Below are 15074 nucleotides of genomic sequence, written 5' to 3'. Positions count from 1 at the left end.
TATCGCACGTATCTGCCCATTTGGTGTGCTCTCAGACCCTTCTAACGCCAACACTCTGAGGTCCCAAAAATCAAACAGCGCGGGTTTTGATCGATTGGTTGTCCTATCTGACTTCAGAAGAGACGAAAGCACTATATGTGATTGAACGTTTAGTCAACTACAGGAACATGACGACTGGTAACCGAAGAATTTCGAAGCCGTTTATGACTACCAACGAACCGCGGATTGAATGGAAGCCTTACTAATATGGCACCGAAGGCACAGAAGCTGCTACTCCTGGCCGTAGTTGGCATTGTCGTAACTAGCGGAACGGCAACCGCTGCGGTCGTTGGGAGCCCCGATATCGTTGCAACGCTTGAAGACGACGGTGTCGCCCCTGGTGAGCAAAAGACTGTAGAAATTTCCCTAGTCAACACCGGGGATTTGCAAAGTGGTTCAGCTCAAAATCCGGCGTTAAACAGCGAGGTAACCGCTGCTAAGGGACTCACCGTGTCACTTAGCTCTGGCGACGCACCAATATCCGTCAAGAACTCGAAACGAAGCCTCGGGACCCTCCAAGTCGGCCCAAAGGTTACAGTCCCGTTTGAGATCAGCGTGGATGAAGACGCGGACTCTGGAACACACGAAGCACAACTGAAATTGAGGTACAAGCACGCGAGCTTCATCTCTGAAGAGACGGGGGCTCGAGACGAGAACGAGAACACTCGGACTGTCGACGTTGAAATCGATGTCACCAATGACGCCACGTTTAATGTGACTGATATTGATTCGAATGCCCGCGTTGACTCTACGGGCACAGTAGCGGTTACTGTTGAAAATACCGGAAGCAGTTCCGCACGGGACTCCGCGGTAACGCTGGAATCCCAGAGTCAGGACCTCACAGTGAGCGGCGGCGCTGCCACTTCACGATTCGTTGATAAGTGGGAACCGGGCGAAGTCCGGACGTTCAATTATCGTGTGAGTGCCGCTGAAGCCGCCGAGCCGGAGCCGTACGGGTTTGAGCTGTCGGTCGCATTTGACAACGAGGACGGCCTCCGAACGCAATCAGCAGGACAATCCATTGCAGTCGAACCTGATCCTGAACAGCGGTTCTCAGTCGTCAATTCAAGCAGCTCTGTCGCCGTCAGCAACACGGGAACGTACGAGGTTCAGCTCCGCAACACAGGCCCGTTGACTGTTGATGACGCATCTGTTACGTTTGCTTCACGGAACGCCGATATAACGTTCGGCAAGAGTTCCTCGACAACAGCATATGTTGGCAACTGGGAACCCGGTGAAGTTCGGACCGTCCGAGTTGATGCAACAGCCAGCCCCGATGCCGAGGACCGAAGCTACGCGCTGTCGGCCAACGTCCAGTATGATGATCACGAGGGCGACACCAGCACCTATGACGATGTACAGTTGAGCCTCAGTCCGGCACCTGAACAGAACTTTGGCGTGTCCAATATTGACACCTCACTCCAAGCCGGTGAAGACGGATCACTGAGTGCAACCCTCACAAACACTGGAACGCGTGATGTTGAGAACGTTGTTATCGCTTGGGAAAGCCAGCAGTCGACACTATCGCCAAAAGAGACGCAGTACGCTGTCGGAAATCTCGATGCAGGCGAATCAGCCAACTTCAGCTTTGGTGTTGACGTGTCCAACAGCGCAGAGGCAGGCGCTCGGCAGTTTGACTTCGGAGTGAGCTATCGCGACGACAACGATGACAGGGTTGTCGCAGAGACACTTGAAGTTCGCTCAACAGTGGATGGCAGTCAGGACGAATTCGACATCGAAATGCAGAATTCGACGCTCGGCGTCGGACAAGACCGCTCAATTACGTTTACGATAACGAATACGAAAGACAAGACGCTGACCAGCATTGAGGGCAAGGCGTTCGTCAATGATCCGCTCAGCAGCAGTGACGATGAAACGTTTATCGCTGAGCTGGGACCCAGAGAGTCAGAAACGGTTTCCGTCCAGCTCTCAGCGGGAAGCAATGCGCTGGACAAGACGTATCCGCTCAATCTTGACTTCCAGTATGAGACGCCAGACGGGGACAAACGGGTTTCAGACACCTACAGTCTGCCAATAGAAGTTACGGACCAGTCCGGAAGCGGCGGGACGCCACTGTGGCTTATCGGTGGTGTTGGACTTCTCGCAGTCGTTGGCGGCGTGGTCTGGTACAGCCGACAGTAACTCTCCGAGGCTAACGTATATGACACAATGTTAGACTACCAGAAATATATCGACATCCTAGACGATTGGATTGTCAACCGTGACAAGACAGTCGTCGCTGTGTTCATCGTCACAACCCTCATTCTGTCGGCGGGGTTCGGCATGACTGCGACCGACTCGGGGACATCACAGTTCACCGACGGCGTTCCTGCACAGGAAGCGTTCGACGAGGTGAACGACAACTTCGAACGCGAACCGTTCGGTGAGGGGACTGGCTCCACGACGCTAATCCAGAAAGACCAGAACGTCCTGTCGAAGCCGGCCATCCTCAATATGCTGGAAGCCCAGAACCGGTTGACACAGCGCGAATCACAGGACGTTGTCGGAACGACGAGTGTTGCACAGGCCGTCGCACAGACGCTTGACCCGGACGCGGAGACACTGCCCGAACAGATCGATGCCGTAGAAGCAGCCTCACAGTCGGAAATCAAATCCGCCACTCGAACGACGCTCGAGCGCCAGCCGGCAGTTGCAGGACTTCTCAGCAACGACCTGAACCGAGAAGAGCCGTCTGCATCGGCAACACTGACGACTGTTACCCACGAGGTGTCAGGTGTCTCAAGCAGTGCCGGGACAGAGGGGTCATCACCACTGACGCCCATTCAGCAGGAAGCGGAGTTTATCGTCAGTTCGGTCGACGGTGATATCTCTGTCTTCGGCAGTGGGCTCATTTCTGCAGAACTGAGCAGTGTTATCTCCGATTCGCTGGGACTCGTTGTCCCGGCTGCTGTGGTCCTGATTCTGTTCTTCCTCATTATCGCGTACCGGGACCCGTTTGATCTGCTCATTGGCCTTGTCTCCCTTGCGATGGCGATTGTCTGGACATTCGGGTTCATGGGCTGGGCCGGTATCCCCTTCACGCAGATGTTGATCACAGTCCCGCCGTTGCTCCTCGCCATTGGAATCGACTTTGGGATTCACGCCGTGAACCGATATCGTGAAGAGCGCGTCGAGGATGTCGAGCCGACGCCCGCAATGCGGACCGCAACAGACCAGTTGCTCCCGGCCTTCTTCATCGTGACAGGCACGACAGTTCTGGGATTCGCGGCCAACGGGACCAGTCAGCTTGGTCCGATCCGCGACCTTGGGTTTGTCGCCAGTGTCGGAATCATATTCACGTTCCTTATTTTCGGTATCTTCCTGCCGTCGCTCAAACACTTCACGGACCGGCAGCGGGTGCGATACGACCTCCCCGAATTCAGTATCGCTCCGATCGGCTCTGAGGACTCCGCAGTCGGCAAATCCCTCACTATCGGTGTCACAATCGCCCGCCGGGCCCCGTACGTATTCTTCGCTCTTGTGCTGGTGTCTACGGCAGCCATGGGGGCGTATGGAACTGGAATCGATACCCGGTTCACCACTGAGGACTTCCTCCCACCGGAGGAGAACCCCGGATACGTCGAGGTTCTGCCGGAAGCTGTGGCTCCGAGCGAGTACACAGTCACGAAACAAATAAACTATCTTGAGGACACCTTCGAGAGTGGTGAGAGTGACACAGTAACAATATACGTCGAAGGATCGTTACAGGATGGAACAGCGTTAGAGGAAATCTACCGGGCGAATCAGGACCCGCCTGACTCATTTGTCACAGCCGGCGGAAGTGCAGATACGACAAGTATCCTGACGGTGATTAACCGCTACGAGCGTGCTTCGCCGGAGTTCCGACAACTCGTCGCCCAGAACGACCAGAACGGGAACGGCGTTCCCGACCAGAACCTTCCGACTATCTACAACGCGCTGTATGACTCACCGTACGGTGACCGCGCGGCATCGTACATGACTGACGACTTCACGCGCACGCGAGTTGTATATTCTGTTGAGTCCGATGCGAGTCAACAGGAAGTGACAGATGACACGAGAGCCGTTGCTGATGAGTTCCGGATGGAGGCGACCGCAACCGGTAGCGTTGTGGTATTAAAAGCCGTCTCGGATGTAATCGCAGAGTCGGCGTACATAAGCCTGGGTCTCGCAATTCTCGCGTCTGCAGCGTTCCTGTTCTTCGCCTACTGGCTACTCGAACGCCGTCCCGGGCTCGGGGCTGCGAACCTCATCCCGATACTGCTTACCATTGCTGCCTTGGCTGCGACAATGCGGTATCTGGACATCCCATTTAATGTCCTCACCGGAACGACGTTATCGATCGGAATTGGGCTCGGTATCGATTACTCTGCCCACCTCGTCCATCGGTTCTCCGAGGAGTACCGGGGCGACGTCGGCTTGCTCGAAGCACTCGACATTAGCGTCCGGGGAACAGGTGGCGCATTGGCGGGCAGTATGGTCACCACAACATCTGGCACCGGAGTACTCGTCCTCGCAGTCGTCCCGATCCTGGGTCAGTTCGGGTTGCTGATCGCCCTCAGCGTCCTCTATTCGTTCGTAGCGTCCATACTGGTCCTTCCGACCTCGATCGTTATCTGGGACCATAGCCGTGGAACGCTTGGGACACTGCTCTCGTCGAGCCAATCACGGAGTGTGAATTAATGCGGTCCACTCACCTCGGTTCCTGCTCACTTGAGACTCATCGTGTCCCAATTGAACGAGTTAGTCAGGATCGCTCAGATACCGCGCTTGAGCAAGCGGCACCGTACTGCCACCCCAGCCGAAGTCAGGAGGGACGACTGTCTGTATGACTGACGAGAGCGATGCCCTGTGTGCAACTGAAAAAGAAATTATGCACGCAACTCACCGGGCGCTTGTTAACAGCGGGTACGCTGAGCTCTCGATATCGCGTATCTCTGATGAGCTTGACAAGGCCAAGTCGACGATATACCACTATTACGACTCAAAAGACGCGCTCCTACTCCGGTTCCTCAGATTCACCGTTGACCGATTCGAGGCGACAATCAACACCAGCATCGGTGACAACCCGAAAGAAGATCTCAACCACATTATTAGCACACTTCTCCCGTGTCAACTACCGGAAGAGAAACGCCAGCTACACAGCGTTTTAGTCACGCTCTCCCCGCAAGCACTTGAGCGGGCGGTGTTTCGCGAGCAGTTCACCGAAATCGATACTCGACTTGCTACAATCATCGAAAAAACTGTTCGGCGAGGCGTTGATGCGGATGTGTTTCGCGATGTCGATCCGACACACGCGGCCGAACACATTCTGGCAACGATTAAAGGAACCATGTATAGCCGCCTCACGACCAACCGTGAAGCCGCGACGGCCGCAGCGAAAGCGTCTCTGTTCTCGTATATCGATTCGCATCTGATTTCGTAGTTCCTGCCAGTCTGGGTCACGGTGCACTCTCTCTGCTACACGGTCCGGAGCAAGTCAATCACAGGCTATCCGCCTGCAGAACTACCGAGGGTGGGAAATTACCGAGGATTGCTGTTTTTTTGATAGTGTGCTTCTGCCCGGAAAGGCAGGGCAGCGGGGCCGACCACCGCTTAGCTTCTGAGTGTCTTTCAGTTAATAACCGAGGTGTTCGCGGATGAGGACAACGGTAGTGCGACCCTCTTCGAGTTCTTGGCGGAGGATGAGTTGCTTGGCGATCGCAGAGTCGACGCCGTAGGCCTCCTTTGCACGCTCGTTTTCGAGGGGGTACGCGACGGTTTCCAGTCGGTCAAGCGCGTCCTCAAGCGTCGGCACGATTTTATTCACACCACTGACGATAACGACGTTACTGGCCGCAAACGGATACGCACCGATGCGGCTTCCCGAACGGTCCGCCGCGACGAGTTCGCCGGTCTGGGAAATGCCGTTGATGCCGCCGAGGAAGTAATCGGCCGTCTGTGACTCTCGCCGAGCAGCTTGGCGCTTTGCGTCGTCGTCGATACTCCAGATTTCCTCGGGAAGGCTCTCCCACCCGTGATCCCCATCACTCAGGTACTCGTCGAACCCGATCTCTTCGAGTGTCGTCGAGTGGCCGTTCATCACAGACGCTTCTGCCGGGATGAGTGACTGCAGTTCCGCGAGTGCATCGTCGGCCGAGTTAACGACGATGACCTCGAATCCGTTTGCCTCCAAGTTCTCGACGGTCTCCTCAATGGTTTCTTCGGAGGCCAGTTCGTCCAGTGATTCGTCGATATCCGCGTCGTCAGCGAAATCTGATTTCTGTTGAGACATATTTTGTCGGTAGGTGTATCAGCATCAACACGAAGGCGTAGCTAGCCCAAAAGTGCTCGCGGACACCGGTGTCAGGTAGTTACATCGGTGATACTCCACCCTCAGATAGGATGTAATGTGCGGATAGAAACTCTGTGAACATGGTTTCTGGGCTTCAGAATCTCCCACCCCGATGTGGTCGGACTCGCCTCTGTCCGGAAACAGCACGGGGCGGCTGTGATATCAATTGCTGAAAACCGGGGGGTAGCATATATTGCTCTCCATTCATCATGTTACACTATCAATGCAAATGGCACGGAAGGAAACTACAGACACTACTGGAACACCCTCGAAGATGGTCCTGTTCTGTCCGGACTGTGATTTTGAGAGCGGGATGGTCGGAGGAGACTGGGACGTTTCGACCACCGGATATACGACCCGATATCACTGCCCGCGATGCCAGCACTCGTTTGGCGTTTCCAATCGCCGGTAACGCATAAGCAGAGTATGGTGGACGTGGACGGATTGTACGTCCGGTAATACTGAAAAACCGTACCGCTGGGAATCTTGTATCAGTCGTCGCTTGGCACAGCCTCAACGGATTTCTGCCCGCTGTCCTGCCAGCTAAAGAAGCTTGCCAGCGCCGGCCCTGTGATGTTATGCCAGACGCTGAACAGCGCGGGAATGAGTGCGGCCGCAGGCTCAAACAGGGTCGTTGCCAGCGCAACGGCCAGCCCGCTGTTCTGGAGGCCGACCTCGAACGCACAGGTCCGAACGCGGTCTGTTGACATCCCAGTTGCCCGACCGACACCGTACCCCGAGCCAAGCCCGATAGCGTTGTGAGTAACGACTGCCACCAGCACGAGTAGACCGGCAGTGAGAATATTATCCACGTTTGCGCCAACGACGCCAGCGACGATCGCGACAATGGCGGCAACACTGATAACCGGGAACACATCGGTACCGATTTCAGCAGCTTTCGGTGAATAGCGGTCCAGCAGATACCGGATCGTGAACCCGAGAAACACCGGAATAATGACGATCTGAATGATGCTCTGGAACATCTCTGCGAAGGTGACGTTTATCTGTTCACCGAGGGTAAACACCACCCAGGCCGGCATCACGATCGGTGCTGCAAGGGTCGTAAGGGTCGTGATTGCGACGGAGAGGGCCACGTCGCCCCGACCGAGATACGCCATCACGTTCGATGCGGTCCCACCGGGGGCGGCACCAACCAGAATGAGACCGATACCGACAGCATCTGGAAGATCGAGCAGGACATACAGCCCGTACGCAGCGGCGGGCATCACCAGCCACTGCGTGACAGCGCCGATACCGATATCCACTGGTTCCTTGATCAGTCGCTGAAAGTCCGCCGGCTGGAGCGTCAACCCCATCCCAAGCATAATTAGCCCGAGTAGTGGGGACACGTAGTCCAAAACTGGGATGAACGGGTCCGGCCTGACGAGAGCGAGCCCTGCCAGAATGACGACCCAGACGACGAAGTATTTGCTCGCAGCGCGACTCACCGCACGAAGCGTCGATACTGAAGTCACATATCTGGATGATGAACAACACAAAAAAAGTTTACTCTGGATCGCCGTATTGTCGAATTACGAACCCGGGGTGAGGGGCGGCCAGTGGTCCGTCGGCAAGATAGTGGATCGCTGGTACCAAATCGGTGTAGACGCTCGACGAACTGTTTGAGAGAATAGGTACCCTGTCGCTGAACTAGTAAGAAAAGCTGTTACCTATCCATCCGTTTGCTTGACGGCTTCCAGCAGCAGGTAGCGACCGGAACTCACAGAACCCACGCAGCAATTTGCGGCAATGTACAACTTCGCCATCGGACCTGATCTAATCGGTTAGTTCAGCTACACTCTACATTAGTACTAGTTGCCTATTAGAGGTCATTCGTAGCCTAATCGTAGGCAACTAGAAACTACGATTAGTAGCACATACCAATCAAGCTGGAACATGATGACTCAACCCTCACTACTGCACTACCGGGGCAGAAATCTGTACAGTACTCCGGTTACGTCGGAGGTGGTTCACTGGTGAGCACTCTTGCACGTAACATCAGCTCTTGGCTACTTGTTGCCACCGTGGTCGCCACTAGTGGGACAGTCGGGACAACGGTTGCATTCCAGGATTCTGCACAGGACATCCAGACAGAGAACGAAGCCCTTCGCGCTGAAAACGAGGAATTGCGTGAACAACTGAACGAGACTCGGGAAGATCGACAGGCCGCAAAAGCCCGCGCTGAAGAACTCAACAAACAGTTAGAAACACGTAACGAGGACGTAGACACACTTGTTTCGGAACTAGAAAGGAAAGAAAAGATGCTAAACGCCAGTCAAGCCCGGCTTGCGGAGTCCCGAAAAGATCAAGCGGGCATGCCGCGATCCGAAATGGAAAAACGGCTTGATTACCTCTGTGCACAGCCAGAGAACAGGGATAGATTCGGCTGTCAAGAGTTTGGTCCCCGTGAATAACATCGGTGACCTCTAAGTAAAGTCACCCTTCAGAACTGCTGAATCCGATTCTATGCTGTTGGATATACTACTGCACAGATTCCTATTCCACATGGCAAAATTCTTGATAGACTCACTACGGTCGCAACTGCGGGAGCTACCGCACGTTATCCGGATTCAGTGCATCTAAGATCTAAACCGCATAAAACGGACTTCCCCGAACTACACAACCTCGGCGGATAGGCTTGATGCGTGCCTTCTATACAATTATCTAAAATCGTACTAACCTCCAGAACGAAGTTCAAAGCTCTCATCGGCTACGTCTGAAGCCGATACTGTCTAAGTGCGGAGTGAGAACTTACTGATATCGCTACCAGTCTTTAATAAGAACCGCCAGTGTCACAGGCGTCGTTGTACTGCATTTCGATTTCCTCTATCTCGACACCGAGTCTTGCGAGAGATGTATGGGTACAGAAGCAGCGCTCGAAACAGCTCTCAAACTGGTCGCACCGGTCCTGACCGCTGGTGAGTGTGTCGAACTCGTCGCCTCGGTGCTGATCCTGCCCGACTGAGCGTCTAGACACTCGAACGCTTACTGGGGATGAGTGGGAACGCTGTCCAGAGTCGTCAAAATCCGCGCATTTATCGATACACGTTCTGGTGTCGATGTTATCAGGTGTTGGTCTCGGTGACTAACCACACGAAATACCCCAATTAGTCGCCAATCTTCTCCGAAACTAACTCATCCTCCGAAACTGTGGTCCACGTCAATTTGGTATAGCAACATATGATTTATGTGTTGCAGTAATAAATTTGCCAGTACCTGTCTTGTTGTGGGTTTCTGCATGAGAAAACAATACAAGACAAACTATTAGTAGTACGATTAAAATACGCTACATACGAAATTACGGCGGTTTAGAGTACCAGCAGGGACAGTACGTCGGTTACGCTGTCCACACACTCAGATCAATGACTGAAACCCGCTATTCGACGATGGACTTGGCTGACTGCAAAGCATTCTACCGTGAGACTGTTGTGCCGGCGATGAAAGACGACGGCCTCAATCCAACCACTGAAACCCCCACATATGCGTGGCTGAACGGACGGTTTCCGGGACTTGTCAAGCACCTCCAGCGCCGATTCGACCTGTCTCCGGGGCAGTTCTACGACGAGATCGAAGTGCCGGAAGACGAGAAGGCGTCGGAGCCATTCGATTTTCTCTCTGATAACACACAGCGAGCCATTGAGGAGTACCTCGCCGAGCTTTCGACTCGACGTGGGCGTGCTGATGCGACAATCGACACACGTCGGTCGATTTTGCGACGGTACGCAAAAGTATATACCAATATCCACGATACAAAAGATTTGCTCGCACCGCTGGAGAATCCCGATGAACGCGTTGCTGAAATGGATCGGGTTGCAGCGACCTTCGACGCACTTGACCAACTGGACGAAGCCCTGACGACGCTTGCATCACGGCGTAAATACGTTCAGGACACACGGCAGTTCTACAAGCACTTGGTGATGTTTGGCGGTGCCGCGTACAATCCGCTTGCTGACCTCGAAATCCGATTTGGGTGGGATACGACTCCATCCTGGGACAACAAGGCACTCGATAGAGACGCCGTTCAGCGTCTCTATGCAGCGGCGACTGAGCTACGCGACCGATTTATCGTGGTCGCATGTTGCGGGTGGGGGCTTCGACCGAGCGAAGTGGCCTCGCTCCATATCCGGCAGCTCAACCTTGATCCGGATGATAACTCTCATTCGTACATAGAATTCGCCGACGGCGAGCGGAAAAACGGTCCTGGGACCGTAGCTTTGCTTGCCGGTCTGAAGACGGTTACTGAGCGTATTGAAGCACTCTCTGATCCGGATTGGAACGGCTATTTGCTCCCTTCATCGGCTGCCACCACTGGCCACCTGACCGCTGAAACCGTTCGCCGACGGTTCAAGTCAGTGGCAGAAGTCGCGGATATCACCGTTGATGGTGACAGGCCGACGCCGAAAACGGGTCGTCGATTCTGGTACACGACGTACGGCGCCGCTGTCCGGCGGGTTGCAGAGCGGTTTGAAGACGTCGCAGCTGAGCAGGGGTCGGCGTCTGCGCAAGTTGTGCTCGACAACTATCTGTCGGAGTCTGAAGCACGGTCGCACCGTCGGGCAGAGATGCGAGAGGCGCTCGCGGGGTTGTTTGATGAGTAGCTGGCCTCGCCGGGCTGGTAGTTAAGTAAAATAAAATGACTATACTGTATAGCTATACCGTCTGACTAATCCTTATATCTGTGCAGTGTATTCGGTAAGGTATGCTGACCTACACCGTGTACAGCGAGGCCGGCGGTGTCGGCAAGACAACGATGGCGGCGAATCTCGCTGTCGCCGACGCCCGTGCTGGTCACGACGTACTCGCAATCGATATGGACCCACAGGAGGGGAGCCTCTCATTCCTGTTTGACGTTGCGGACCACCGAACTGACTCAGAGGCCGATAGCCTAGTTCGGCATCTTGTCGAGCGGCCACGCGGTCCCTTCTCTGACCTCATTGAAACCTCAGAGGGTGTCGATGTCCTTCCCGCACACAATTCTCTGGAAGTGCTCTCGAAACACCTCCGGCGTCGCGAGGAGGAAGCAGCGGACTTCGGCGAGAACTGGAACCCCAACGTCCAGCTCCTACGTGTGCTAAAAGACGCGGGCGTTCCGTCCGAGTATGACACCGTCATCATCGATCCACCGGCGACTGCGGACGTGAAACTGTACAACGCATTGCACGCGACGCGGAACCTCGTCATTCCGTTCGAGCCGAGTGGGAAGGGACAGCAGTCCGTTGCGGGACTTGCAGACCTCGTTACCGGCCTTGAAGACACGCTGGACATTAACGTGGGCGTGTTAGCTGCAGTACCGAACCGATTCAAAGGAACGAACGATCAAGAAGAGATGCTCAAACGACTCCAGGCGGAATCGTACGACATCCCGGTAGTGTTTCGTGAACGAACGTCCTTGCTCGAAGGGTGTTGGCGCAAGCAGTGTTCGGCGTTCAAATATATCGAAGAACATCGGAGTCGGGAACGTGACTACGAAATCGAAACGCTGGAACAGTTCGAGGAACTGGCGGCACACCTCCGCCAGACCCGCGAACAGGAGGCAACAGCATGAAATCCGGCTCCGGCGACGATCCGTTTGCAGAGACGGACGCAGATCCAGAGCCAGAATCAGACGACCAGCAGGATGAGATGGCTGTCGAAACCGAGTCCACCGACGTAGAAGCTACGACCCAACCCGACATTCCATATAAATTCCGTCGTGACTCGGTCAAACAGGACCGCAAGCAGCGACCGATTTTCATCCGGCCCGAAGTTGCGGAACGCGAGTCCACGTTCCTCCGCAATCTGGAGGATGAAGTTGGAGAGGACGTGTACAAGACTGACGCGCTGGAGGCTGCCCTCGTCGTTGCCATGGACAACCCGGACCTTGTGGCAGAAGAGCTCCGTGAATGGGGGTACGACTGGGAGCAGTCAGCGGCTTCCCGATAAGATCTGCTTTGATTTTTGTTCGTAAGCACAATTGTCGACGAAGCCTTGTCTTTGCGCCTTACTTGTCGCTCCGTTTGATGTGCCCCTAGCCCTGACTCGGTAGGCTATCGAACAAAACTGGAACTGATAGTTGTGTTAGCTGACTATTCCTGTTCGCTGGCACTGTCTAGTTGAGCGAGTTTGAGAAGCGAGGAGGTCGTAGCGAGAAGTGCCTATGCAACTCGCAGACCTCCTCAGAGAAACGTTGGATGAGGACAGTCAAGACGTTTGGGAGAATGAGCGCACCCCGACACCCGTCCGGCGGTTTGGGGTGCGTCTCCATACTGCGGGGCTATCGATTAGGGAGACGGTTGCTGTCCTAGACCTGCTGGGTGTCGATCGCTCTCACGGAGCAGTCTGGAATTGGGTGCATACACTGTCTGAAGCACAGAGCGACCCGCCGACGGCGGAGCCGTCGCGGGTCGCGGTCGATGAGAAACAAATCGAGATTGACGGAGAAAAGAAGTGGTTGTACGCCGCTGTTGACACCGAATCAAAGTTGCTGCTCGAAGTGGACGTGTTCAGCCGCCGCGGGACTGACCCCGCGGCGGCGTTCCTGCATCGACTCACTCAGAAACATGATGTCGATGATACAGTGTTTCTCGTCGATGCTGGCGGCTATCTGACTGCCCTCTCACGTCATGATTTGAGCGGTCGGCTTGACTACCGAATCCGGAACCATATCGAAAAGTGGTTCCAGACTGTGACCATGCGCATCGACCGCTTTCACTCTTACTGGCGGGGCAGTCAATCCAGCGCGAAACAGTGGTTACGACGCTTCAGACACCACTACAACCACGAACGACCGAACCAAGCGCTCAACGGACGAACGCCAGCTGAGGAGATTCAGAACTAGACAGTGCCTGTTCGCTGGTCTCCTTGACTACTTAATGCAGCTACAATAGCTAGCTATACTATCTAGATATGTTGACTAGCTATTTTGATTAGCTATACTTTCTGGCTATAAAAAGGCAGTCGGGCCTAATAGCTGAAGACCCTCGTTAGCCTTTGTAGGTGTTGCGGCGAGCTGATGCGAATAATCTCTATCCGAGCCACTCAACCACTCAGACGGTTGCCGTCGCCGGGATATGAAGCAGGTTGCGTCAGGTGCGAAACCAAGAGCAGAGCTATCCGCTGGGGGTACTCATCCATAGAGTAACCAATGATGTGACGACCCCAGTATCAACCGCTCCTGACCGACCACCCGTCTCAGGCCAACTGAGTGTTTAACATTGACTTGCGGGGTTAAATGAAGATTCGAACAGCACTCAGAATATCTGTCGGCTGCTGGGGCTCGAAACTCTCCTGATACTCAATATCAGACTTTGCCAGACGAGCTATTCCGTCCAACCCGATGGTGTGATGGACGGGCGAAACCACACCAGTGACAGCTTTCGTCCAGAAGTTCTGGCACAACAACCTGCGTGTATACGACTCCCCCTGCACAAAGGACCTCACCGCAGCTTGGCCGGACTGTGCCGCATGTACCATTCCAAAGCCCGTCAGGCGGTTCGCCAGTCCGATTGCATCGCCCGCGATATGTACTGTACAGTCGTTTAGCTCGTACGAGCAGTCTGAGAGACTTCGTAGGCCGTTTGAAACGTCGGTTCCGCTGTACAGGGTCTCACGTTCCGGGGGCTCAATGTCGACTTCTGCAAGCAACTGTCGCATATCCTCATACAGTTCGGCAGGAGACTTGTCCTCCTGGCAACCAAGCCCGATAGTTGCTTCGTCTGGCGATTGTGGCACGATCCAGAGGAAGTAATTCTCGTACGCAAGCGCTCTTGGTTCTGGATACAGGTGTGAGAAGTCGGCTTCTATCCTCCCGCTCAGCGTCGGACACGCCACGTCATATGACAGGGACGTGAACCGCCTTGAGATCGGGAACTGCCCGGTGGCATCAATTAGCAGATCTGATTCCGCAGACAGCTTCCGAAACTCCGCTTCGTCAACTTCTGCGTCCGCTATAATCTCTGTTTCTTCGAGCGTGCTTGCCCAGTGTTTCTCTAATTCCCCTCTATTCAGTATTACACCATCAGGGACATTTATCGCAGTCTTCCCGTCGGAACCGATAAATATCCCGGTTGTAGCTTCCCTGACGTAGCCCGGAACGTGCCGATCTAGTGGCAATTGTGAGTAGTCCCAGACCATCTCTCCCCAGGCGCCTCTTCGGTCACCGCTGTATGTGCCCTTATCGTAGAGATGTACGTCTGATGTAACCTCTTCTGCCAGTTGCGCTGCTGCTAATCCGGCGAAGCCCCCGCCGACAATAGAAACCCTCATATTGTCCACTTTGGCGGTAGCTATTTCAAACATACCCTATTGCCCGCATGTCTTTCGCGCCGGTTTCCGAACGCCGTGAACGGCTACGCTGTCCGTTGAACGGGGTATTCGCCTGCTATCCTGCTTTGGCGGCACTGTTTGCATCTTAGAACTCCAGAACCGATGTCTACCAGAATGGCTGCTATGGTGGATGGGGTGGGACCCGATGGCCGAGGTCTAACAAACCATGTGACAAGCGTAGTGCCGGATCGTGTCGGCAATTCGGTCACGTCTTCACCTGCGGGATATCGGACCGGAAACTTAGCAGCAGCTACCCAGAAGAACCCATCCAGATCGAGTAGCTAACTCATGAATGGGGCAGATTGGTTATTCACTGACAGTATTATAATTGAAGAGCCCAACTGTCTACCTATTTCAGAAATACGATGACCAAATATGCGATATTCGTTAGTAAGATACCCACATAAGACAGTAGATG

The 15074-nt window shown here is 54.5% G+C and carries 11 protein-coding genes; 8 read left to right on the top strand and 3 right to left on the bottom strand.

From position 1 onward, the window contains the following. The first annotated feature begins 246 nt into the window (after positions 1 to 246). The 3 genes from RR_RS03080 (at position 247) to RR_RS03070 (ending at position 5443) form a co-directional block, all read left to right on the top strand. Positions 247 to 2181, top strand: coding sequence for a COG1361 S-layer family protein (locus tag RR_RS03080; protein WP_011222620.1), 1935 nt, complete (start codon positions 247 to 249; stop codon positions 2179 to 2181). 27 nt (positions 2182 to 2208) lie between these two features. Continuing rightward, positions 2209 to 4701, top strand: coding sequence for an efflux RND transporter permease subunit (locus RR_RS03075; RefSeq protein ID WP_011222619.1), 2493 nt, complete (start codon positions 2209 to 2211; stop codon positions 4699 to 4701). Positions 4702 to 4846: 145 nt separating this feature from the next. After that, entirely contained in the window at positions 4847 to 5443 is a 597-nt protein-coding gene (locus RR_RS03070; RefSeq protein ID WP_011222618.1) for a TetR/AcrR family transcriptional regulator, read from the top strand. A gap of 192 nt (positions 5444 to 5635) precedes the next feature. Here the strand turns inward: RR_RS03070 and RR_RS03065 are convergent, their stop codons facing one another. Together RR_RS03065 and RR_RS03060 are read right to left on the bottom strand one after the other, a co-directional pair. Next, positions 5636 to 6292: a lactate utilization protein gene (locus RR_RS03065; protein ID WP_011222617.1), complete on the bottom strand. Its 657-nt coding sequence runs from the start codon at positions 6290 to 6292 to the stop codon at positions 5636 to 5638. 551 nt (positions 6293 to 6843) lie between these two features. Next, on the bottom strand, positions 6844 to 7800 hold the full coding sequence (locus RR_RS03060) for a bile acid:sodium symporter family protein (protein WP_049938544.1): 957 nt from the start codon (positions 7798 to 7800) through the stop codon (positions 6844 to 6846). Between the two features lie 528 nt (positions 7801 to 8328). Here RR_RS03060 and RR_RS03055 point away from each other — a divergent pair. From RR_RS03055 to RR_RS03035, 5 genes are all read left to right on the top strand, one after another. Next, on the top strand, positions 8329 to 8766 hold the full coding sequence (locus RR_RS03055; protein ID WP_229380487.1) for a hypothetical protein: 438 nt from the start codon (positions 8329 to 8331) through the stop codon (positions 8764 to 8766). Between the two features lie 948 nt (positions 8767 to 9714). Further along, complete coding sequence (locus RR_RS03050; protein WP_011222615.1) at positions 9715 to 10950, top strand: tyrosine-type recombinase/integrase; 1236 nt, start codon at positions 9715 to 9717, stop codon at positions 10948 to 10950. Between the two features lie 101 nt (positions 10951 to 11051). Continuing rightward, entirely contained in the window at positions 11052 to 11897 is an 846-nt protein-coding gene (locus RR_RS03045) for a ParA family protein (RefSeq protein ID WP_004965622.1), read from the top strand. Next, entirely contained in the window at positions 11894 to 12274 is a 381-nt protein-coding gene (locus RR_RS03040) for a hypothetical protein (RefSeq protein ID WP_004965623.1), read from the top strand. The genes RR_RS03045 and RR_RS03040 overlap by 4 nt, the downstream gene beginning before the upstream one ends. Before the next feature lie 214 nt (positions 12275 to 12488). Then, positions 12489 to 13169 (top strand): IS6 family transposase, encoded by a 681-nt coding sequence (locus RR_RS03035; protein ID WP_011222372.1) that lies wholly within the window; start codon positions 12489 to 12491, stop codon positions 13167 to 13169. Positions 13170 to 13558: 389 nt separating this feature from the next. Here the strand turns inward: RR_RS03035 and RR_RS03030 are convergent, their stop codons facing one another. Continuing rightward, a complete protein-coding gene (locus tag RR_RS03030) occupies positions 13559 to 14629 on the bottom strand; it encodes an NAD(P)-binding protein (protein WP_011222614.1) in 1071 nt (356 codons plus the stop codon). Positions 14630 to 15074 lie beyond the last annotated feature (445 nt).

The organism is Haloarcula marismortui ATCC 43049 (assembly GCF_000011085.1).
GTDB lineage: Archaea > Halobacteriota > Halobacteria > Halobacteriales > Haloarculaceae > Haloarcula > Haloarcula marismortui.
The sequence above is the reverse complement of the archived record's forward strand: the minus strand, read 5'-3'. Positions and strand labels throughout refer to the sequence as shown.

Excerpts from the sequence above, each read along its gene's own strand:
- RR_RS03050 (WP_011222615.1), top strand. The coding sequence starts at position 9,715 with ATGACTGAAACCCGCTATTCGACGATGGACTTGGCTGACTGCAAAGCA.
- RR_RS03065 (WP_011222617.1), bottom strand. The coding sequence starts at position 6,292 with ATGTCTCAACAGAAATCAGATTTCGCTGACGACGCGGATATCGACGAA.
- RR_RS03080 (WP_011222620.1), top strand. The coding sequence starts at position 247 with ATGGCACCGAAGGCACAGAAGCTGCTACTCCTGGCCGTAGTTGGCATT.
- RR_RS03045 (WP_004965622.1), top strand. The coding sequence starts at position 11,052 with ATGCTGACCTACACCGTGTACAGCGAGGCCGGCGGTGTCGGCAAGACA.
- RR_RS03075 (WP_011222619.1), top strand. The coding sequence starts at position 2,209 with ATGTTAGACTACCAGAAATATATCGACATCCTAGACGATTGGATTGTC.
- RR_RS03035 (WP_011222372.1), top strand. The coding sequence starts at position 12,489 with ATGCAACTCGCAGACCTCCTCAGAGAAACGTTGGATGAGGACAGTCAA.
- RR_RS03030 (WP_011222614.1), bottom strand. The coding sequence starts at position 14,629 with ATGTTTGAAATAGCTACCGCCAAAGTGGACAATATGAGGGTTTCTATT.
- RR_RS03040 (WP_004965623.1), top strand. The coding sequence starts at position 11,894 with ATGAAATCCGGCTCCGGCGACGATCCGTTTGCAGAGACGGACGCAGAT.
- RR_RS03070 (WP_011222618.1), top strand. The coding sequence starts at position 4,847 with ATGACTGACGAGAGCGATGCCCTGTGTGCAACTGAAAAAGAAATTATG.